General features: G+C 56.5%; 22 protein-coding genes. 8 read left to right on the forward strand and 14 right to left on the reverse strand.

The features are described 5' to 3' along the window. The first annotated feature begins 137 nt into the window (after positions 1 to 137). The 4 genes from trmB to wzz(fepE) all read left to right on the forward strand — a co-directional run bounded on the left by trmB (position 138) and on the right by wzz(fepE) (position 3,385). Positions 138 to 857: a tRNA (guanosine(46)-N7)-methyltransferase TrmB gene (gene trmB / locus PU683_RS07200; RefSeq protein WP_277170838.1), complete on the forward strand. Its 720-nt coding sequence runs from the start codon at positions 138 to 140 to the stop codon at positions 855 to 857. Beyond that, positions 857 to 1,183, forward strand: coding sequence for a YggL family protein (locus PU683_RS07205; protein WP_187800094.1), 327 nt, complete (start codon positions 857 to 859; stop codon positions 1,181 to 1,183). The genes trmB and PU683_RS07205 overlap by 1 nt, the downstream gene beginning before the upstream one ends. 56 nt (positions 1,184 to 1,239) lie before the next feature. Then, positions 1,240 to 1,956, forward strand: coding sequence for a YggN family protein (locus tag PU683_RS07210; RefSeq protein WP_277170839.1), 717 nt, complete (start codon positions 1,240 to 1,242; stop codon positions 1,954 to 1,956). A 322-nt stretch (positions 1,957 to 2,278) separates the two neighbouring features. Next, positions 2,279 to 3,385: an LPS O-antigen length regulator Wzz(fepE) gene (gene wzz(fepE) / locus PU683_RS07215; protein WP_277170840.1), complete on the forward strand. Its 1,107-nt coding sequence runs from the start codon at positions 2,279 to 2,281 to the stop codon at positions 3,383 to 3,385. A gap of 80 nt (positions 3,386 to 3,465) precedes the next feature. Here wzz(fepE) and hemW read toward each other — a convergent pair whose 3' ends face one another. From hemW to PU683_RS07240, 5 genes are read right to left on the reverse strand one after another with little or no spacing between them, the layout of a single operon-like run. Then, complete coding sequence (gene hemW, locus PU683_RS07220; RefSeq protein ID WP_277170841.1) at positions 3,466 to 4,602, reverse strand: radical SAM family heme chaperone HemW; 1,137 nt, start codon at positions 4,600 to 4,602, stop codon at positions 3,466 to 3,468. Beyond that, entirely contained in the window at positions 4,595 to 5,188 is a 594-nt protein-coding gene (locus PU683_RS07225) for an XTP/dITP diphosphatase (protein WP_277170842.1), read from the reverse strand. The genes hemW and PU683_RS07225 overlap by 8 nt, the downstream gene beginning before the upstream one ends. 8 nt (positions 5,189 to 5,196) lie before the next feature. Beyond that, on the reverse strand, positions 5,197 to 5,487 hold the full coding sequence (gene yggU, locus PU683_RS07230) for a DUF167 family protein YggU (RefSeq protein ID WP_277170843.1): 291 nt from the start codon (positions 5,485 to 5,487) through the stop codon (positions 5,197 to 5,199). Beyond that, positions 5,484 to 6,050 carry a YggT family protein gene (locus tag PU683_RS07235; RefSeq protein WP_277170844.1) on the reverse strand — a complete coding sequence of 189 codons (567 nt, stop codon included), beginning with the start codon at positions 6,048 to 6,050 and terminating at the stop codon, positions 5,484 to 5,486. The genes yggU and PU683_RS07235 overlap by 4 nt, the downstream gene beginning before the upstream one ends. An 18-nt stretch (positions 6,051 to 6,068) precedes the next feature. Then, positions 6,069 to 6,773 (reverse strand): YggS family pyridoxal phosphate-dependent enzyme, encoded by a 705-nt coding sequence (locus PU683_RS07240; protein WP_277170845.1) that lies wholly within the window; start codon positions 6,771 to 6,773, stop codon positions 6,069 to 6,071. 17 nt (positions 6,774 to 6,790) lie between these two features. Between PU683_RS07240 and PU683_RS07245 the strand changes: the two genes are divergently transcribed. Continuing rightward, the gene (locus PU683_RS07245; protein WP_277170846.1) at positions 6,791 to 7,771 is read left to right on the forward strand and encodes a type IV pilus twitching motility protein PilT; all 981 of its coding nucleotides are present in this window, start codon (positions 6,791 to 6,793) and stop codon (positions 7,769 to 7,771) included. On the opposite strand, the gene PU683_RS07250 is transcribed toward PU683_RS07245, so the two are convergent. Beyond that, positions 7,768 to 10,026: an FAD-dependent oxidoreductase gene (locus tag PU683_RS07250; RefSeq protein WP_277170847.1), complete on the reverse strand. Its 2,259-nt coding sequence runs from the start codon at positions 10,024 to 10,026 to the stop codon at positions 7,768 to 7,770. The two genes, PU683_RS07245 and PU683_RS07250, sit on opposite strands and share 4 nt — an antisense overlap. Positions 10,027 to 10,092: 66 nt before the next feature. Here PU683_RS07250 and PU683_RS07255 point away from each other — a divergent pair, with 66 nt between their 5' ends. Next, positions 10,093 to 10,785: an IclR family transcriptional regulator domain-containing protein gene (locus tag PU683_RS07255; protein WP_277170848.1), complete on the forward strand. Its 693-nt coding sequence runs from the start codon at positions 10,093 to 10,095 to the stop codon at positions 10,783 to 10,785. 131 nt (positions 10,786 to 10,916) lie between these two features. Here the strand turns inward: PU683_RS07255 and ruvX are convergent, their stop codons facing one another. The 8 genes from ruvX to metK form a co-directional block, all read right to left on the reverse strand. Continuing rightward, positions 10,917 to 11,333, reverse strand: a complete 417-nt coding sequence (ruvX, locus tag PU683_RS07260; RefSeq protein WP_277170849.1) for a Holliday junction resolvase RuvX — start codon at positions 11,331 to 11,333, stop codon at positions 10,917 to 10,919. Further along, on the reverse strand, positions 11,333 to 11,896 hold the full coding sequence (locus PU683_RS07265; RefSeq protein WP_124967306.1) for a YqgE/AlgH family protein: 564 nt from the start codon (positions 11,894 to 11,896) through the stop codon (positions 11,333 to 11,335). The genes ruvX and PU683_RS07265 overlap by 1 nt, the downstream gene beginning before the upstream one ends. A gap of 119 nt (positions 11,897 to 12,015) precedes the next feature. Then, on the reverse strand, positions 12,016 to 12,963 hold the full coding sequence (gene gshB, locus PU683_RS07270) for a glutathione synthase (RefSeq protein WP_277170850.1): 948 nt from the start codon (positions 12,961 to 12,963) through the stop codon (positions 12,016 to 12,018). A gap of 13 nt (positions 12,964 to 12,976) precedes the next feature. After that, positions 12,977 to 13,708 (reverse strand): 16S rRNA (uracil(1498)-N(3))-methyltransferase, encoded by a 732-nt coding sequence (gene rsmE / locus PU683_RS07275; protein WP_277170851.1) that lies wholly within the window; start codon positions 13,706 to 13,708, stop codon positions 12,977 to 12,979. Positions 13,709 to 13,775: 67 nt separating this feature from the next. Next, on the reverse strand, positions 13,776 to 14,474 hold the full coding sequence (gene endA, locus PU683_RS07280; RefSeq protein ID WP_277170852.1) for a deoxyribonuclease I: 699 nt from the start codon (positions 14,472 to 14,474) through the stop codon (positions 13,776 to 13,778). A gap of 87 nt (positions 14,475 to 14,561) precedes the next feature. Then, a complete protein-coding gene (locus tag PU683_RS07285; RefSeq protein WP_277170853.1) occupies positions 14,562 to 15,068 on the reverse strand; it encodes a SprT family zinc-dependent metalloprotease in 507 nt (168 codons plus the stop codon). An 82-nt stretch (positions 15,069 to 15,150) separates the two neighbouring features. Further along, a complete protein-coding gene (locus PU683_RS07290) occupies positions 15,151 to 16,545 on the reverse strand; it encodes a sugar porter family MFS transporter (RefSeq protein ID WP_277170854.1) in 1,395 nt (464 codons plus the stop codon). Positions 16,546 to 16,949: 404 nt separating this feature from the next. Next, the gene (gene metK, locus PU683_RS07295) at positions 16,950 to 18,104 is read right to left on the reverse strand and encodes a methionine adenosyltransferase (protein ID WP_277170855.1); all 1,155 of its coding nucleotides are present in this window, start codon (positions 18,102 to 18,104) and stop codon (positions 16,950 to 16,952) included. Between the two features lie 406 nt (positions 18,105 to 18,510). Between metK and PU683_RS22420 the strand changes: the two genes are divergently transcribed. Both PU683_RS22420 and yqgB read left to right on the forward strand, forming a co-directional pair. Beyond that, a complete protein-coding gene (locus PU683_RS22420; RefSeq protein WP_419979817.1) occupies positions 18,511 to 18,654 on the forward strand; it encodes a hypothetical protein in 144 nt (47 codons plus the stop codon). A gap of 93 nt (positions 18,655 to 18,747) precedes the next feature. Further along, positions 18,748 to 18,927 carry an acid stress response protein YqgB gene (gene yqgB, locus PU683_RS22365; RefSeq protein WP_431190929.1) on the forward strand — a complete coding sequence of 60 codons (180 nt, stop codon included), beginning with the start codon at positions 18,748 to 18,750 and terminating at the stop codon, positions 18,925 to 18,927. The last annotated feature ends 8 nt before the right edge of the window (positions 18,928 to 18,935 follow it).

Raw genomic sequence — 18,935 nt, forward strand, 5'->3', positions numbered from 1 at the left:
CCAGAATCGCTTTATCAGGGGCGAAGATTGCAGCACAGCGGCGCTGCACTGTAAACCGGAACTTTCCGGTGCTTGCATCATGCCATGAACTTTGGATAATGCCCGTTTCCTGAACACTCTCACGAGCAGAAAACTTTATGAATAACGACGTCATTTCACCGGAATTTGATGAAAATGGCCGCCCGCTGCGCCGCATTCGTAGCTTTGTCCGTCGCCAGGGGCGTCTGACGAAGGGGCAGCAGCATGCGCTGGACAATTACTGGCCGGTGATGGGCGTTGAGTTTACCGAACAGCCGCTCGACTTTACCGCGCTGTTTGGTCGCAGCGCGCCGGTGACGCTGGAGATCGGTTTCGGCATGGGCGCTTCGCTGGTTGAAATGGCGAAAACCCGCCCGGAGCAGGATTTCCTCGGCATTGAAGTGCACTCGCCAGGCGTCGGTGCCTGCCTCTCTTCCGCTCACGAAGAGGGCGTCGAGAACCTGCGGGTGATGTGTCACGACGCGGTAGAAGTGCTGCACACCATGATCCCGGATAACGCCTTAAACATGGTGCAACTCTTTTTCCCGGACCCGTGGCACAAAGCGCGTCATAATAAGCGCCGTATTGTGCAGGTACCCTTTGCCGAGCTGGTGAAGAGCAAGCTCAAGCTGGGTGGCGTATTCCATATGGCGACCGACTGGGAAGCCTATGCTGAACATATGCTGGAGGTGATGAGCTCTATCGACGGGTATAAAAACCTGTCGGCCAGCAACGACTATGTGCCGCGCCCGGAATCGCGCCCGGTAACGAAATTTGAACAGCGTGGCCATCGTCTTGGTCACGGTGTATGGGACTTAATGTTCGAGAGGGTGAAATAATGGCAAAGAACCGCAGCCGTCGCTTGCGTAAAAAGATGCATATCGACGAATTCCAGGAAGTGGGTTTCTCCGTCGCGTGGCGTTTCCCGGAAGGTACCACGGAAGAGCAGATTGACAGCACCGTTGATAACTTCATCCAGCAGGTGATTGCGCCGAATAAACTGGCGTTCGATGGCAGCGGCTATCTGGCGTGGGAAGGGTTAATCTGCCTGCAAGAGATTGGCAAATGTACCGAAGAGCATCAGGCCCTTGTGCGTAAGTGGCTGGAGGAGCAGAAGCTCGAAGCGGTACGCACCAGCGAACTTTTCGACGTCTGGTGGGACTAACCAAACATAAGGGCCAGCATCTGCTGGCCCATTTTGTCTCTACAGGAGTATACAGAATGCGTAAAACGCTGCTGGCGGCAACGCTCACCCTTACAGCTTTCGCGGCGCAGGCAGATTATCAGTGCAGCGTCACGCCGCGCGACGATGTGATTATCAGCCCGCAAACCGTGCAGGTGAAGGGCGAAAACGGCAATCTGGTGATCACGCCAGAGGGCAATGTGATGTTTAACGGTAAGCAGCCTTCGCTGAGCGCCGCTCAGCGCGAGCAGGCGAAAGATTACCAGGCAGAGCTACGCAGCGCTTTGCCGTGGATCGACAACGGCGCGCGGAGTCGCGTAGAGAAAAACCGCATTGCGCTGGATAAGATCATCGTCAAAGAGGTGGGGGAGAGCAGCAGCATGCGTAACCGCCTCACCAGGCTCGACGCGCAGCTCAAAGAGCAGATGAACCGCATTATCGAGCATCGCAGCGACGGCCTGACGTTCCACTACAAGGCGATTGAACAGGTTCGTGCTGATGGCCAGCAGTTAGTCAACCAGGCGATGGGCGGCATTCTGCAGGACAGCATTAACGAAATGGGCGCGAAAGCGGTGATGAAGAGCGGCGGTAACCCGTTGCAGAATGTGCTCGGCAACCTCGGCGGCTTACAAACCGCTATCCAGAACGAATGGAAAAATCAGGAAGCGGACTTCCAGCAGTTTGGTAAAGATGTCTGCCAGCGCGTGGTTTCGCTCGAAGAGAGCCGCAAAGCGTTAACCTCCTCTCTGAAGTAACTCTTAACAGCGGCATTTCTCTTCTGACAATGTCGCTGTCTCATCGAATATCTATTCTTTAATGAGCTTGCGGCTACTGCCGCCTGTTAAATGCTCTTTTTCATTAATTATGCTTGTCTCTTATATTTCATCTATTTTTTGGTAATTGCCTTTTAACAAAAGCAACCTTTATATTTCTATTTTCGCCTACCAAAAATTGGGGTTTTACTTAAAAAATAAACGTCTTTAACCGGCAGACAGCTGTTTTGATACTTTCAGAATGTTCTTGTTGATGCTAATATCGCCGCCTCAATCACGGATATCACTCCTGCATAAATAATCTATGTCAACAATAAAGTTACAGCCGCGAAGCGACGCTTCATTTTATGAAGACTCTGCTCTTCACCTCAAAAATAACGAGGTTGATCTACTTTATCTTTTCAGCCTCTTATGGCGAGGCAAAAAATTCATTATTGCGACCGTGATACTTTTCGCCGTCTGTGGCTTCTTTATTAGCGCGTTACTGCCGCAAAAATGGACCAGCCAGGCCGAGATCACGCCGGCGGAAAAGATCCAGTGGGCGGAATTGCAGCGAGCGTTGATGACCTTGCAGGTCCTTGATGTTAAGAGCTCCGTATCGCCTGACGATGTCTATAACCTCTTCCTGAAGAAATTTGCCTCACAGACTTTGAAAGAGGAGTTTTTGGCAACGTCTCCGCTGGTGCTGGGCCAGCTGGAAGAGAGCAATCTCGATCAGTATGATTTGCGACGCGCACTGGCGCTGGTGGCTGGTAACCTCAAAATTACCAATAACATTAAGTCGGGAAGCCTTACAGATACGCCGTATGCCTCATGGTCGCTCAGTTTCACCGCTCCAAAGGCCGTTGAAGCGCAGCAGGTGCTGACAGATTACATCAATTTCATTACCGCCAAAGTGGTGAGCGAAACGCTTGAAACCGTGCGTAACGATATTGAACTGAAGAAGAACGTCGAAAAAAATGTGCTGGAGATGGATCGCACCCGTATTGCCAACGCTCACGAGGCAAAATTAAAGCGCCTGAACTACTCCCTTGAAGTGGCAAATGCTGCCGGCATCAAACGCCCGGTCTACAGCAATGGCCAGGCGGTACAGGATGACCCGGACTTCTCTATCGCGCTCGGTGCGGATGGTATCTCGGAAAAACTGCGTATTGAGCAGTCGATGAAAGATTTTACCGAGCTGAATGCGGACTTCCGTAACCGTGAGTATCATCTGGCGCAGCTTGAGAAAGTGAATATTAAAGATGTGGAGTTCTCTCCATTTAAATATCAACTCTCGCCGTCGTTCCCGATGAAAAAAGATGGGCCTGGTAAAGCGATTGTTATCGCTCTGGCGATCATTCTTGGTGGCATTATCTCCTCTGGCATCGTCTTATTGCGCCACGGGATGCGGCAACGAAAATTGCTGTAATATTTATCTGTAAATAATCACATCGCTAAAATAATTAAGGGGAAATAATATTTCCCCTTAATTTTGTCTATCACTTCACATTACTCGCTAAGAAACAACTCAAGCAACGAGTTGAGAAAGAGCTTACCGTGCTCGGTTATCTGCCAGTGCGTTGCGCTCTCGGTCAGATAATTGAGCGCCAGTGCCTGCTCAATTTGCGGGCGAATGGTCGCTTCATCCAGCCCGGTATAGGCGGCAAACTCTGCTCTTGCTGCTGGCTCCAGCAGGCGAAAACGGTTCATAAAGAACTCGAAGGGCTTATCCTGCTCTTCAACATCATGCTGCTTATCAACATAATTGCCCTGCATATAGCCGCGTGGATGGCGCGTTTTTGCCGTACGCAAAATACGCCCATCCGCGAAGGTCACTTTGCCGTGCGCACCGCAGCCGATACCGAGGTAGTCGCCAAAGCGCCAGTAGTTGAGATTGTGCTGACACTGATAGCCCGGTTTGGCATAGGCTGAGGTTTCATACTGTTGATAACCCGCCGCCGTCAGGATCTGGTGGCCCTGCTCGAAGATATCCCACAGCGCGTCATCATCCGGCAGTACCGGCGGGCGCGAGCTGAAGAGCGTATTGGGTTCAATGGTGAGCTGATACCACGACAGATGCGGCGGATCTAATGCGATAGCCTGGCGCAGATCGTCGAGCGCCTCTTCAAGCGTTTGATCCGGAAGGCCATGCATTAAATCGAGGTTAAAGCTGCGAAGCCCCAGCCCGCTCGCCAGGCGTGCCGCGCGCTTAGCTTCCTCCGGGCCGTGAATACGCCCAAGGCGCTGCAGTTTCGCCTCGCTAAAGCTCTGTACGCCAATTGAAATACGGTTAACACCGGCGCGCTGGTAGTCGGTGAAGCGGTCAGCCTCAACGGTGCCAGGATTCGCCTCCATGGTAATTTCCGCGTCACTGGTCAGCGGCAGACGTGCGCGAACGCCATCAAGCAGGGTTTGCATCGCCGGGCCTGAGAGCAGGCTTGGCGTACCGCCGCCGATAAAGATGGTCTTTATTTCCCGTCCCTGGGCGTAGGCGGCATCGGCATCCAGATCCGCAAGCAGATGCTGGACGTAGTCGTCGTGCGGCACTTCGCCCTTCAGCGCGTGGGAGTTGAAGTCGCAGTAGGGGCACTTCTGCACGCACCAGGGGATGTGGATATAGAGACTCAGAGGCGGCAAATCAGCCATTACGCATTGCTTCCAGTAACAGGGTTAACGCCTGACCACGATGGGAGAGGGCGCGCTTCTCGTCGCGTGTCAGCTCCGCAGCGGTTTTGCCTTCGGAGGGGACGAAAAAGATAGGGTCGTAACCAAAGCCGCCGCTTCCCGCAGGCGCACGGGCAATGAGGCCAGGCCAGCTACCGTGACAAACCAGCGGCGTCGGATCGTCAGCGTGGCGCATATAGACCAGTACGCAGTGGAACTGCGCCTGGCGCTCGCCGTCCGGCACACTCTGCAGCGCATCGAGCAGTTTTTCCAGGTTCTGCTGGTCGCTGGCTTCAGGGCCCGCATAGCGCGCGGAGTAGATCCCCGGGGCGCCGCCCAGCGCATCGACCGCCAGCCCTGAATCATCGGCAATAGCCGGTAAACCGGTCACTTTTGCCGCATGGCGGGCTTTCAGAATGGCATTTTCAATAAAGGTCAGCCCGGTCTCTTCAACGGATTCGACGCCCAGTTCGGTTTGTGCGACCACATCAAGGCCGAAATCATTGAGCAGCGAGGCAAGCTCGCGCACTTTACCGGCGTTGCCGGTGGCGAGGACAACTTTTTGCATAGCGGATCCTAATTTATCAGCGCCGCGACTTCCGTCGGGATCTGTTGCGGATGAACGATTTTAATCTGTTTATGGCGGCCCAGTTCGCCCTTTTCGATCAGCACCTGGCTTTTCGCGACGCGAAACTGTTTAGCGAGAAATTTCACCAGGTGCGCATTGGCCTGGCCATCCACTGGCGGGGCGGTGATGGCGACTTTTACTTCGTCGCCATGCAAACCGATAATTGCGTCCCGGCTGGCTTTTGGCTGGATATAAAGCCGTAAAACCAGCCCGTCCTGTGAGGGGACAACGGCACTCATAGTGCCATCCACAGCCCCGGCAGCAGCATATCACCGGTGGATTGCAGCAGTTCGGCAATCCCCATATTGAGCACATAGAGCAGCAGCACAAGGATCATTGGCGAGAAGTCGATGCCGCCCATCGCCGGCAGCAGCCTGCGGATCGGGCGCAGCAGCGGCTCGGTCAGCTGAATCAGCGCGTATTCAACCGGGCTACGGCCCTGGCTGACCCAGCTCATGATGGCCATGACCAGCAACACCCAGAAAATCATCAGGCCAATGGTTTTGACCAGAATAAGCAGGGCAGATATCCAGATAATCGGCTGGAGGGTGACCACCATAAACAGCACGATCGCCTTGATAAAACTCAGCACAAAAGCGACCAGCAGCGAGGCGCTGTCCAGCGGCCCCATCGCCGGGATAATGCGGCGCAGCGGCCCGACAATCGGCTGGGTGGCTTTAACGACAAATTGCGAAAAAGGGTTATAAAAATCACAGCGTGCCCACTGCATCCAGACGCGCAACAGCAGAACCATGGTATAGAGTTCAAGCACTGTTGAGAGCAGGAAAGTCAACGTCTTCATGGCGTTCCTCAGTTTCTCTTACTTTTTTGTGTAATCGCGCGCACCAAAAATAGCGGTACCAATGCGCACCATCGTACTGCCCGCCGCGATGGCTGCGGACATATCATCCGTCATGCCCAACGACAGGGTATCGACCGTTGAATAGCGTGTTTTAAGCGCCTCAAATGCTACAGCCATTTGCCGTGCCACGGCAAACTGCCGTTCGTACTCTGCTTCCGGTGCCGGGATCGCCATCAACCCGCGCAGGCAGATGCCGGGCAGTTCAACAAGTTGCGCGGCAAGATCATCCAGTTCGCTCAGGGCGATACCAGACTTGCTCTGCTCATCGCTGATGTTGATTTGGATAAGAACATTCAGCGGCGCGCGCGTTGCCGGGCGCTGCTCGCTAAGGCGGCTGGCGATGCGCAGACGGTCGACAGTGTGGCACCAGTCGAAGTGCTCCGCTACCAGACGGCTTTTGTTGGACTGCAACGGGCCGATAAAGTGCCACTCCAGCCCGCTAACGCCCGCCTGCTGGAAGTGCTGGATCTTCTCCACCCCCTCCTGCACATAGTTTTCGCCGAACGCACGCTGCCCGGCGTCGATTGCTTCTGCGACGGCGCTCGCAGGCTTGGTTTTACTCACTGCAAGTAGCGTAACTTCTTCTGAAGCCCGGCCGCAGCGTGCCGCCGCAGCGGAGATTTTGTCCCGGACCTGTGCCAGGTTATGCGCGATATCGTTCATGATTCCAGGATGGCGTAATGGATATAGAAGAAATAGTGGCGCTTAGTGTAAAGCATAATGTCTCGGATCTACACCTGTGCAGTGGTTGTCCACCGCGCTGGCGACAGCACGGGCAGCTTACCGCTGCGCCTTTTGAGCAGCCCGATATCAGCGCATTACTGAGCGGGCAGCTCACCCCCCTCCAGCAGCAGCAGTGGCGCGAAATGCGGCAGGTGGATTTCGCGCTGACCACTGCTGGCGGCAGGCGGCTGCGCGCAGGCGCGTTTGCCCGACACGGCGGCATCTCATTAGCGCTGCGCCTGTTGCCGCAGCGCTGCCCGCAGCTTAGCAATATCTCGGCTCCGGCGGCGCTGACTGAACTGCTCGCCCGGGAGAATGGTCTGATCCTCGTCACCGGCGCGACCGGCAGCGGTAAATCGACAACGCTGGCAGCGATGGTGCACCACCTCAATCACCAGGCCGGGGTACATATTGTGACGCTCGAAGACCCCATTGAGTTCCTGCACCAGAGCGGTAACAGCCTGATTCAGCAACGCGAGATAGGCCAACACTGCGCCTCGTTTGCCGAGGGGCTGCGCGCAGCGTTGCGCCAGGACCCGGATGTGATCCTGCTCGGTGAGTTGCGCGACAGCGAGACCATACGGCTGGCGTTGACCGCAGCCGAAACGGGACATCTGGTGCTGGCAACCTTGCACACGCGCGGAGCAGCGCAGGCCGTCGAGCGGCTGGTGGACAGCTTTCCGGCACAGGAGAAGGAGCCGGTACGCAGCCAGCTGGCGGGAAGTTTACAGGCGGTGCTGGCGCAGAGGCTGGAGGCGGATAAGCAGGGCGGGCGCGTGGGGCTGTTTGAGTTGCTGATTAATACCCCGGCCGTGGCGAACCTTATCCGCGAAGGCAAAACGCACCAACTGCCCGGCGTGATGCAAACCGGGCAGCAGCAGGGGATGCAGACCTTCGCCCAGAGCCACCAGCAGCGGGTGCGCGAAGGGCGCCTTTAGTGAAGATGCAGCGCGTAAACGGCGGGCAGCGCGCCCGCGGTGGCGAGGATCTCCAGCCTGACGCTGCTCGCGGTGATGGGGCGGGTGAAACGGTGCTGGCAGACGGAGTGGTGGTTGTCATGAACCTCTGCCAGCAGCCACTCGTCAGCCCACAGGCGATAGTGCGTAATGCAGTGCGGCGTGACGGCGAGAGGGTGTCCCATCTGGACGGACTCCATGGCGTTATCGAAATCGTTGTCCTGCACCAGCGTCAGCTGGCTAATCGCCTGCGGGCTCTCCCACTGCCAGACGATCTCCGGCGCGGCGTCATCCATTGCCGGGGACCAGGCGTTGATCTGCTGCTCGGGGCGCAGGCGGCCATTGAGTACATTCTGCACGCTCCATGCGGCAATCGGCGGATCGCAGCGCAGGGCGGGCATGATCTGCGCCGGGTGGCGGCGAGGCAGCCAGAAGTCGAACTCGTCAACGCCGTAATCGCCGTCGGCAACCTGACGGGTATGTTTGGCGACGCGCGCATTGAGGCTGTTGAACACCGTCATGATGCCCGGCAGGTGCGTATCGGTAAGCGCAATCTCAACCTCTTCATGAGCGGCGAAAGCGAGAAAAACGTACTGGTTGCGTTCGCTCTGCCAGCGGAAGGCGACGGTCTGCTCGCTCTCGCCAGCTACGCTCAGCACCTGCTCTTCAAAGTGGCAATCGGGCGTGAAGTTGCCGGCCCGGACGCTACCGAGCAGGGAGAGGGTCAGCTCCGTCGGCCGCTTTGCCCGCAGCCGCAGGGTAACAGACGGCACGGTATGGCCCGCCGCAACAGGCAGCAGCAGTGCCATCCTCTCCGCCAGCGGATGCCAGTTGCCGTTAGGTGCGAGGGCCGTCAGATGGTACTCGCTGCTGGCGCTGACGCTGGCGCCTGCCGCCGGGTTGTTAAGCCACTGGCGCGGAATGTAGCAGCCGTTAAGCTGCAGTTGCTGTTGCAGCGCGCCGATATGCTCGCGCTGCGCCAGGGCCTGCGGCGTGAGGCTGCGCGCATGGCAAAGCGCGGCGGCGCGGCCCACCACCTCGCCCAACAAGCCGCAGGTGCACATCACGCGGGCGCTGCCGAAAGCGACGTGCGATGCGGAGATGAGCCGCCCGGTCAGCAGCAGGTTATTCAGCGAGCGGCTGTAGAGGCTGCGAAACGGGATGGTATAAGTGCCTTTGCTGTGAAACTGACGGCAGCCGTCATGGGTGCTGTAGACGCCGTCCGCGGGGTGCAAATCGATCGACCAGCCGCCATAGCCCACGGCATCATAGTGGTCGCGCTGTTCGATAATATCCTGCTGGCAGAGCAGATGGTCGCCCACGAAGCGGCGGCTTTCACGCTTACCGGGGATCGCGCCGACCCACTCGATAGTCATCTTTTCCGCATCAGGGAAGTTGCCGGAGTTTTTAATGTGATCCCATACGCCCCAGACGATCTTCCACAGCTCCCATTTGATCTCTTCGCTCTCATGCACGGTATCAAGCCGCCCGCCCCACTCAAGCCACCATAGATCGCAGCCATTAAGGGTGGAGGTGAGGCGTCTATAGCGGGGGATGGCGGTAATGTCTTTCAGCGCGAAGGAGGGGGGAACAAAGTTAACCGGCCCGGCAGTTTGCTTGGTGTAGAAGTAGATGGAGTGGCCGAGCTTGTGGCCGAAGTTATCGCCGGGCGCCATTTTCTCCCCGAGCTCCTCCGCTTCTTCTGCACCTTCACGGTATTCGGCGCCCGCCAGATAGCCGAGCACGCCGTCGCCGGTGGCATCACAAAACTGTGCGGCGCTGACGATGTAAAAGGTCTCATTGATTGGGTTGAAGGCCGCCACCTGAGTGATGGTCTGCGCCTCGGTTTCCACCTCAAACACGGCGGTATTGAGCAGCAGCGTCAGGCCCGGCTGGCTTCTGGCAAGGTCGAGCAGCACCAGGTCAAACATTACCGGATTTCCCTCTTTATTGCGCCAGAGGTTCTCCTCCATGATCTCGCCCATAATGCCGCCTTCGCGCGCCCAGCGGTTGTTGTTACCCATATGTGATGTCGCGCCATTCGCCCACAGGCGCACTTCGCTGGAGGCATTGCCGCCGAGCACTGGCCTGTCCTGGATCAGCACCACGTCTAAGCCGTCGCGCGCTGCCGCCAGCGCGGCGCAAAGCCCTGCCAGCCCGCCACCCGCGACGACCAGATCGGCGTGCAGCTGTCGGGTCGGAAAAGCTCTGGCATCGGTGTGAGGAAAGATTTTCATTATCTTGTTTCCTTTTTGACTGACGGTAGAATCGTTTTTTCCAGCCACCTGAAAAGCGAACCCTGCATGTCTTCTCAACCGAACCAAAGTCTGATTGATGGCATTCGCTGCCTGCAGTACCTCGTCTCCAGCGATCGCGCCATTGGCTGTCGTGAGCTGTCGCGTCTGATGGGGATTAACACCACCCGCGTAAACCGGTTATTAATGACCATGGCCTCCATCGGCCTGACCATGCAGGACGCGCAGCGTCGCTATCTGCCTGGCCCCGGCATTCATGCGCTGGCAGCGCAGGCAATTCGCGGTTCGGCGCTCTTCTCTCACGCGCTGCCGCTGCTGGAACGCTATGCCCCGAAAGATATCGTCGTGGCGATGGGCGTGCTGTGGGAGGATCAGGTGATCTACATTTATCACTCTGAACCCGGCAGCCAGGTAAGCCAGGCGCTGGCCGGTTTCCACATGCTGCCTGCCTGGCAGTCGGTTATCGGCATGTCGCTGCTGGCGGCAGAGAGCGACGAGGCGCTGCAAAAGCGTTTTACGCCGGAGCAGTGGCAGCAGCTTGGCCCGCATGTTGCCCAGCAGCGGGCGCAGGGGCATGTAGTGTGGCATCACGACGACGGTGAAGTGTCGATGGCGAAACCGCTTGGCGCCCACTCCGCCGCACTCGCGTTTGCCGGTCTGTGGCAGGTTGACGATGCGATGGTTGAGACGCGCTTAGACGCCCTGCACGAACTGGTTCAGCGCTTAACTGAGAAAAAATAGTGGCCTTACTGTTTCTTTTATAGAAACATTAGCAGGAATGCAAAAAGCGGGACTGGAAAGTGTGAGAGGGATCGGCAGAAAGCCGCGACATGATCGCGGCTATGAGAAAAGAGAGAAGAGAACGGGCAGGGTTACGGGTGCAGTTCGAAATAGCTTTCGAGAATAATTACCGCCGAGGCTGAGTCGACGCTGCCTTTATCAAGAGCGCGGAACCCGCCGCGTTCAAACAGCCCGGCGCGCGCTTCAACGGTGCTTAACCGTTCATCATGCAGGATCACTTTCGCGCCAAAACGGCCATGGATTTTATTGGCAAAGTTGCGGGCGCGGGCGGTCAGCAGCTGCTCGGTGCCATCCATATTGAGCGGCAAACCAACTATCACCGCTTCGGGCTGCCACTCTTTGAGCAGATTCTCGATCCGCTTCCACTCCGGCGTGCCATCCTGCGCTTTCAGCGCCGTCAGCGCGCGCGCCGTCCCGGTAATACGCTGCCCGATGGCAACGCCAATGCTTTTGGTACCGAAATCAAACGCCAGCAGTGTGCCGCTCATCAGGCATGCCCCGCGACGCCAGGCATGGTCGAAATATCGATGCCGATAAGTTTTGCCGCTTCGCGCCAGCGATCGGCGATAGGCGTTTTAAACAGGATATTGAGATCTGCCGGCGCGGTAAGCCACGCGTTATCAAGGATCTCCTCCTCCAGCTGCCCCTTATCCCACGACGAGTAGCCCAGCGCGACCATCACCTCAGCAGGTTGTTCACCGGTGCCGAGCGTCTCCAGCACGTCACGCGAGGTGGTGACCACGGTGTTGTCCGAGACGCGAATGCTGGAAGCAAAACCACCCGGCGGCGTGTGCAGGATAAAGCCGCGATCTTCCGCCAGCGGGCCGCCAAGCAGCACCGGTTTATCAAGACGGATCGCCGGGTCACGATCAACGGCCTCGATTTTCAGTTTTTCGAGCACGCCTTCTACCGTCAGGTTTTCCAGCGGCTTATTGATGATAAGCCCCATCGCCCCTTCCTCGCTGTGCTCGCAGATATAGACAACGGAGCGTCGGAAGAGGGGATCCTGGAGAGCAGGCATGGCAATAAGAAAGTGATGCTGTAAATTCATTGTCAGAGGTTCTGTTCCTGGTTCAAAAAAGCGACAACGTAGTATGGGGGGAAAGTAGTGTTGCTGTCACGATATAAAGCGGGAAGGGCGCGGGCTCTCGCTCGCACCCTGTGTGATGCTTATTTAGCCAGACGTTTTTCGATAGCGTCCATCAACATACCGGTGATGGAGACCGGGAATTCGGCTTCGATTTCACGGATGCAGGTCGGGCTGGTGACGTTAATTTCAGTCAGGCGATCGCCGATGATATCGAGACCAACGAAGATAAGCCCTTTGGCTTTCAGCACCGGCGCAACTTTACGCGCGATTGCCCAGTCGCTCTCGGTCAGCGGACGCGGTTCACCGCGGCCACCGGCTGCCAGGTTGCCACGGGTTTCCCCGCCCTGCGGCACGCGCGCCAGGCAGTAAGGCACCGGTTCGCCATCGACAACCAGCACACGTTTGTCGCCCTCTTTAATGGCGGGCAGATAGTTCTGTGCCATGCAGTAGCGAGTGCCCAGCTCGGTCAGGGTTTCGGTGATCACTGAGAGGTTAGGATCGCCCTCTTTGACGCGGAAAATCGAGGTGCCGCCCATGCCGTCCAGCGGCTTGAGAATAATGTCGGTGTGCTTCAGCCAGAAGGCTTTCAGACGCGCTTTATCGCGGGTGACCAGCGTTTCTGGCGTCAGGTCCGGGAACCAGGCGGTAAAGAGCTTCTCGTTGCAGTCGCGCAGGCTCTGCGGTTTGTTAACAATCAGTGTACCTTTCTCTTCCGCACGCTCAAGGATATAGGTCGCGTAGATATACTCGGTGTCGAACGGCGGATCTTTACGCATCAGCACGGTGTCGAGATCGGCCAGCGCGATATCCTGCTCGCTGCCAAATTCATACCATTTGTCATAGTCCTGCTCGACGGAGAGGGTACGCGTGCGGGCACGGGCTTCACCGTTAATCAGGTAGAGATCGGCCATCTCCATATAGTGCAGCTCGTAGCCGCGGCGCTGTGCTTCCAGCAGCATGGCGAAGCTGGAGTCTTTCTTGATGTTAATGTCCGCGATGGGATCCATCACGATGCCGAGCTTAATCATTCTGCTTCTCCTTTCAACCCAGGTCGCCGAAGCGAACCTGAAGTGCGGTGATGGCGGTAAGCGCCGTTGTCTCGGTGCGTAGCACGCGGGGACCTAACAAAATATCCGTAAACTGATAGCGCGCGGTCATGGCAATCTCATCGGCAGATAAACCGCCTTCCGGGCCGATCAGCAGACGCACGCGCTCGACGGGCAGGGGCAAGGTGTTGATGCTCTGGCTGGCGCGCGGATGGAGGTTGAGCTTCAGACCGCTCTCCTCTTCAGCACACCAGGTTTCGAGATCCATGGCCGGGCGAATCTCCGGAACACGGTTACGCCCGCACTGTTCACAGGCGGCGATGGCGATCTTTTGCCATTGCTGCAGCTTTTTGTTCAGGCGTTCGGCGTCCAGTTTAACGCCGCAGCGCTCAGAAAAAAGTGGCGTAATGAGGCTTACGCCAAGCTCGATCGATTTCTGGATGGTGAATTCCATCTTTTCCCCGCGCGACATCACCTGGCCGAGATGAATGTGTAGCGGTGATTCACGATCGTCTATCTCGCCGCGCAGCACCTTGACGCGCACGCTTTTTTTATCAGCGTGGGTGATTTGTGCTTCGAAAACCTGGTTGGAGCCGTCGAAAAGCTGCACCGCCTGGCCCGGGCCCATACGCAGCACGCGTCCGACGTGGTTGGCGGCATCCTCGCTGAGGGCAATTTCACTGCCCGGCTGAATACATTCTGGGTGATGGATGCGGGGAATGCGCATGTTTTAGATCCGTTCAGATTACCGCCCCGCACGGCAGGGCGGATGTTAACAATGGCGCTAGTGTAGGTTAGCTCTTTCGCGCCATGCAAGCGCGCTGCACATACGGGTTATGGTTGCCCTGTACTGCCGCGATACGCTCGTCGCGCGTGCACTCCCACGCAGTGACCGGATAGAGTTTATCCCAGGCGGTGAAAAGCTGGGTTTGCTGGCGTGAGAGCGGCAACTGGTACTGATCGCGCATATAGAAGTAGGTGCGGGCAATGGCGCCACGCGCGCGTACCGGCGGTTCAGCCAGCTTCGCTTTGAAATCGACCTTCATCTCGCACTGACCATACTGCCCTTCACCGCCGTTCCACTGGCTGTACATAAAGTTGCCGCGATCGCCATTTACCTCGCCGACAGCGGGTTGCAGGTTATGCATATCGCTCTCAATTTTGCGGTAGACCGGATCTTTGGCGCACTGTTTTCGTCCGCCATCTTGCCAGCACTGACGCAGGTGGCCGAATTGCCAGGCGGGCATCACATGCTCCCACTCAATACGGCTGGCGCGGTTCTCATTTTTACGCACTTTGTAGCCGCAGGAGGCGAGATCGACGACCCCTTTTTTGCCCTGCCAGGTGATTTTACAGCCGCAGTAAAAGTCACCCGGCGCGTCGGCATTCATTTTCACACCGGCCGCTTTGGCCTGGGAGAAGTTGTTGATACCGTTGGCGGCCAGGGCAGGCACTGCCAGCAACGTGAAGAGAAAAGGTATAAAACGGAACATAGCGAACTCCCTGTCAAAACGAGCTCGCAACGTAGCGGAAGGTGCTTCCTGATGCAATCAGTTAGCGCATAAAACTTCTTAATGGATTCAGTTAGCCGCTTCAGCCATTAACGGCTCGCCGCAGCGCACGCAGCGGTAGATCGCCTCGCCGCGCACCACCCGATTATGGCGACGCAGGGTCAACTGATGCTGCTGGCATTTACAGCGGTAGGGGAAGGTGTTGCGTCGCACCGATTCCAGCTCAAACTGATGCGTTCGCCGTGCGGGCACACCGAGCACGCTCTCCATCATCCACTTCCACTCTTTGCCGTGCGGCGCAACGCGACCAAACTCTTTCCACACCAGCAGATGCGCCAGCTCATGGGGAACCACTTCATCAATAAAAGCCTGCTGGTTCTCCAGCAACAGCACCGGATTAAGGCGAATTTCATAATCCGCAAGCCACGCTGTACCGGCGGCGGTGCCGCGCTGATGATAGACCAGCTTCGGTTCAGGGTAGTTACGCTCAAGCTTCTGGTTGGCGAGGGCGAGTTTTTCCCGCAGGCTACGCATAACAGCTTGCTGGAGGGCGATAGGGAGGCGGGGTGTTTTCATAACTGCAGAGAATAGGATGGGCGGGGCGCGAGTGCAATAAGCAAAAAGGCTTCCTCCGCAGAGGAAGCCTGAAGGGCATTAATCAGTCACGGGAACCAATTTCACGCAGCGGACGACCACGCATCAGGTTGCGCTCGATGTGCTCCAGTGAAACATGTTTGGTTTCCGGCACCAGCCACAGCGTGAGGACAATGAACAGCACGTTCAGACCGCCGTACACCCAGAAGGTGTTGGCGTTGCCCAGCGTGTTCAGCATCGTCAGGAAGGTGGCGCCGACAATCATGTTGGCGATCCAGTTAGTGGCGGTGGAGAGGGTGATACCAAAATCGCGGCCTTTCAGCGGCTGGATTTCGGAGCAGAGAACCCAAATCAGCGGACCGGCGCTCATTGCGAAGCCGACGATAAACATCAGCAGCATGGCGACAGCGAAGTATTGCGCTGACGGCGAGTGGATGCCCATATGCAGCATCGTACCGAGAATACCCATACCGGCGGCCATCACCAGAAAGCCCAGCACCAGCGTCGGCTTACGGCCCCAGCGGTCCACCAGACCGATCGCAATGAAGGTTGCCAGCACGTTGGTCAGGCCGACAATCACTGTTCCCCACATCTGTTCAGTGGTGTTGGTATAACCTGCCAGTTCAAAGATTTTCGGCGCGTAATACATGATGACGTTCATCCCGGTGAACTGTTGCATGATCTGCAACAGCACGCCGAGGAAGACCGCGCGGCGGAAGTTGCTGTTCTCTTTGAACAGCGCCCAGCCGGTCTGCTTCACTTTCAGGCTTTCGCGGATCTCATCCAGCTCGTTTTTCGCTTCGGCGCTGGTATCGCGCAGGCGTAGCAGCACCCGTTCTGCATCGTGGAAGCGGCGTTTCGCGGCGAACCAGCGTGGGCTGTCCGGCAGGAAGAAGACGCCAATCAGCAGCAGCACTGCCGGAATGATGATCACACCCAGCATCCAGCGCCATGCGCCGCTATAACTGAACGCGGTGTCGGAAAGGTACGCGCCGAGAATACCGATGGTGATCATCAGCTGATACATCGAAATCATACTGCCGCGGATTTTTTCCGGTGCGATTTCAGAGAGGTAGAGCGGGGCGGTATAAGAGGCGATACCGACTGCCAGGCCGAGCAGCACGCGCGAGACGATCAGGAACTCGACGTTCGGTGCGGCGGCAGAGCAGAGAGAGCCGATAACAAAGAGCACGGCACCGATCATCAGGCTCTTTTTCCGCCCGAGACGCCAGGAGAGCCAGCCGCTGCCGACTGCGCCAACGGCAGCACCAAACATCATTGAACTCACCACCCACTCCTGAGTGTGCGAGCTAATTTGAAAATCTTCCGTGATGAAGGGCAGTGCGCCCGCAATCACGCCAATATCCAGACCAAAAAGTAATCCTGCGAGTGCTGCGAGAAAGCAGACAAAAAAGGTCATGGCCTTGTTGGAATGCTTCTGTTTCTTATTGTCAGGCATTATGCCCTCCATTCATGTCATTAATTTTATCGTGATAAAAGTTAGGTCACTCATAAACGAAAAGTAGTGATATGCATCACATGAGTGTAATCGGTTACATTTCGGGCAGGCCACGAATGTAAATAAAAGTGTTGAGGATTATAGGATTCTTGACAATGAATGGTTAATGGCAGGCCGCTATTTCAGACTAAACCGAAGCGTAATGTAACAATTATGACGCGCACCCATTTCAGGCGGGGCTGAAAGAAGAGGGGAACGTTTAGCGACTGATGTAATCGCTTTCAAATTAAACAGTTATGGGCAGAGTGAGTATAGCTGCACAAAGGGAATATGGTGGACACAAACCGTGTAAACATGAAAAAGGCCAGCGCGAGGCTGGCCTTTAAGTCGGTGCGAGCGGTGGATTATTTCAGACCGGCAGCATCGCGCAGCAGCGCGGCTTTGTCGGTTTTTTCCCACGGGAAAGATTCGCGACCAAAGTGACCGTATGCAGCGGTCTGTTTGTAGATCGGGTGCAGCAGATCCAGCATCTGGATCAGACCGTACGGACGCAGGTCGAAGAACTCACGAACCAGCAGCGTTAACTGCTCGGTGGTCACTTTCTCGGTGCCGAAGGTTTCAACCATGATTGAGGTCGGCTCTGCCACGCCAATAGCGTAGGAGACCTGGATTTCACAGCGATCGGCAAGGCCAGCAGCAACGATATTTTTCGCCACATAACGCGCCGCGTACGCAGCGGAGCGGTCAACTTTCGACGGATCTTTACCGGAGAACGCGCCGCCGCCGTGACGGGCCATGCCGCCGTAGGTGTCGACGATGATTTTACGGCCGGTCAGACCACAGTCGCCCATCGGGCCGCCGATAACAAAACGGCCGGTCGGGTTGATAAAGAATTTAGTCGAGTCGTTCAGCCACTCGGTCGGCAGGATCGGCTTGATGATCTCTTCCATTACCGCTTCCTGCAGCGATTTCTGGTCGATCTCTTCTGAATGCTGGGTGGAGAGCACCACAGCATCAATGCCGACGATTTTGCCATCGTCGTACTGGAAGGTGACTTGGCTTTTCGCATCCGGACGCAGCCACGGCAGGGTGCCGTTTTTGCGCACTTCGGCCTGGCGTTCAACCAGGCGGTGAGCGTAGGTGATCGGCGCTGGCATCAGCACGTCGGTTTCGTTTGTCGCGTAGCCAAACATCAGGCCCTGGTCGCCCGCGCCCTGTTCCAGCGGATCGGCACGGTCAACGCCCTGGTTGATATCCGGGGACTGCTTACCGATTGCGCTCAGCACGGCGCAGGAGTTGGCGTCAAAGCCCATGTCAGAGTGAACATAGCCGATTTCACGCACGGTATTACGGGTGATCTCTTCGATATCCACCCATGCGCTGGTGGTAATCTCGCCACCGACCAGCACCATGCCGGTTTTCACGTACGTTTCACAAGCGACGCGCGCTTTAGGGTCCTGCTCGAGGATTGCATCCAGCACGGCGTCGGAAATTTGGTCAGCGATTTTGTCAGGATGCCCTTCAGAGACGGACTCGGACGTAAAAAGGTGTTTTGCCATAATAAATTTTCACCTGGTGTAATTCGGTTGAATCGAATTCTGTGTTCGGCTCTCTTCGCGGTGGCTACGCAAAGATGACACAAGAAGTCTGTGTGTTAATCGGTCTGGACGGATTAACATCTGGACGGCTATTTTAGGTTACTTATTCATCTCATTGCCAGCGTTTTTTGATCTGCGTCGGCGCCTGACACACTCTGTCACGGAAAATTTTCCTGGCAATGCGGCAAGAAGGCCTTTTTTATTTTGCTTTTTCACCCGGTTATCGGTATAAAACGCCGCGCGCGGCTCATCAAAAAAGCGCACGGCATCGCTGCTGTGTCGCCACTTCCAGCCGGGTTAAGCAGTGTATTTAATGGCTTTGGCTTGTCGCGGGTCGTCATGGCTTGCGTGGAGGTGATACGAAATAATGAACCGTCGTTTTCCGAACATTCTGCCGCGTCGTTCTGACGTGCATGCATTTCCCATCATTCGCATCTCTGATCTGCAAACCAGCCGATGTTATCCCCATTTCGGCGCTTCTCAGGACTCCAGAGCCGGTAAGGCATTGTGATAACTGAACAAGGGCTCTCCTGACGTATCGGGAGTTTTCTCGTGGTTTCGCCGGCCTGTCATACGCGGGTCCGGATAGATGTTTTACTATCATATGAACCAGAAACCGGTCGCGCAGTCGGTGCTTTGGCATGTTATGCCGAAAATCCTGGCTGTTTATGGGTTGTTATCGCTATGTGTCACTGCGATAGTAGTCAACTATTTCATCCCCGTGTCGCTTCGCCTCGCCAACAAGCAGCGTGGGGTTCACAGGGTATACACTTTAATTAAGTGAGGTTCGCA

This window comes from Candidatus Kosakonia sp. 282A-S69 (assembly GCF_029433855.1).
Classification (GTDB): domain Bacteria; phylum Pseudomonadota; class Gammaproteobacteria; order Enterobacterales; family Enterobacteriaceae; genus Kosakonia; species Kosakonia cowanii_A.

Bases quoted from the DNA above. Each gene is read 5' to 3' on its own strand.
- trmB (WP_277170838.1), top strand. From the start codon at position 138: ATGAATAACGACGTCATTTCACCGGAATTTGATGAAAATGGCCGCCCG.
- PU683_RS07205 (WP_187800094.1), top strand. From the start codon at position 857: ATGGCAAAGAACCGCAGCCGTCGCTTGCGTAAAAAGATGCATATCGAC.
- PU683_RS07210 (WP_277170839.1), top strand. From the start codon at position 1,240: ATGCGTAAAACGCTGCTGGCGGCAACGCTCACCCTTACAGCTTTCGCG.
- hemW (WP_277170841.1), bottom strand. From the start codon at position 4,602: ATGGCTGATTTGCCGCCTCTGAGTCTCTATATCCACATCCCCTGGTGC.
- PU683_RS07225 (WP_277170842.1), bottom strand. From the start codon at position 5,188: ATGCAAAAAGTTGTCCTCGCCACCGGCAACGCCGGTAAAGTGCGCGAG.
- yggU (WP_277170843.1), bottom strand. From the start codon at position 5,487: ATGAGTGCCGTTGTCCCCTCACAGGACGGGCTGGTTTTACGGCTTTAT.
- PU683_RS07235 (WP_277170844.1), bottom strand. From the start codon at position 6,050: ATGAAGACGTTGACTTTCCTGCTCTCAACAGTGCTTGAACTCTATACC.
- PU683_RS07240 (WP_277170845.1), bottom strand. From the start codon at position 6,773: ATGAACGATATCGCGCATAACCTGGCACAGGTCCGGGACAAAATCTCC.
- PU683_RS07245 (WP_277170846.1), top strand. From the start codon at position 6,791: ATGGATATAGAAGAAATAGTGGCGCTTAGTGTAAAGCATAATGTCTCG.
- PU683_RS07250 (WP_277170847.1), bottom strand. From the start codon at position 10,026: ATGAAAATCTTTCCTCACACCGATGCCAGAGCTTTTCCGACCCGACAG.
- PU683_RS07255 (WP_277170848.1), top strand. From the start codon at position 10,093: ATGTCTTCTCAACCGAACCAAAGTCTGATTGATGGCATTCGCTGCCTG.
- ruvX (WP_277170849.1), bottom strand. From the start codon at position 11,333: ATGAGCGGCACACTGCTGGCGTTTGATTTCGGTACCAAAAGCATTGGC.
- PU683_RS07265 (WP_124967306.1), bottom strand. From the start codon at position 11,896: ATGAATTTACAGCATCACTTTCTTATTGCCATGCCTGCTCTCCAGGAT.
- gshB (WP_277170850.1), bottom strand. From the start codon at position 12,963: ATGATTAAGCTCGGCATCGTGATGGATCCCATCGCGGACATTAACATC.
- rsmE (WP_277170851.1), bottom strand. From the start codon at position 13,708: ATGCGCATTCCCCGCATCCATCACCCAGAATGTATTCAGCCGGGCAGT.
- endA (WP_277170852.1), bottom strand. From the start codon at position 14,474: ATGTTCCGTTTTATACCTTTTCTCTTCACGTTGCTGGCAGTGCCTGCC.
- PU683_RS07285 (WP_277170853.1), bottom strand. From the start codon at position 15,068: ATGAAAACACCCCGCCTCCCTATCGCCCTCCAGCAAGCTGTTATGCGT.
- PU683_RS07290 (WP_277170854.1), bottom strand. From the start codon at position 16,545: ATGCCTGACAATAAGAAACAGAAGCATTCCAACAAGGCCATGACCTTT.
- metK (WP_277170855.1), bottom strand. From the start codon at position 18,104: ATGGCAAAACACCTTTTTACGTCCGAGTCCGTCTCTGAAGGGCATCCT.
- PU683_RS22420 (WP_419979817.1), top strand. From the start codon at position 18,511: ATGAACCGTCGTTTTCCGAACATTCTGCCGCGTCGTTCTGACGTGCAT.
- yqgB (WP_431190929.1), top strand. From the start codon at position 18,748: ATGAACCAGAAACCGGTCGCGCAGTCGGTGCTTTGGCATGTTATGCCG.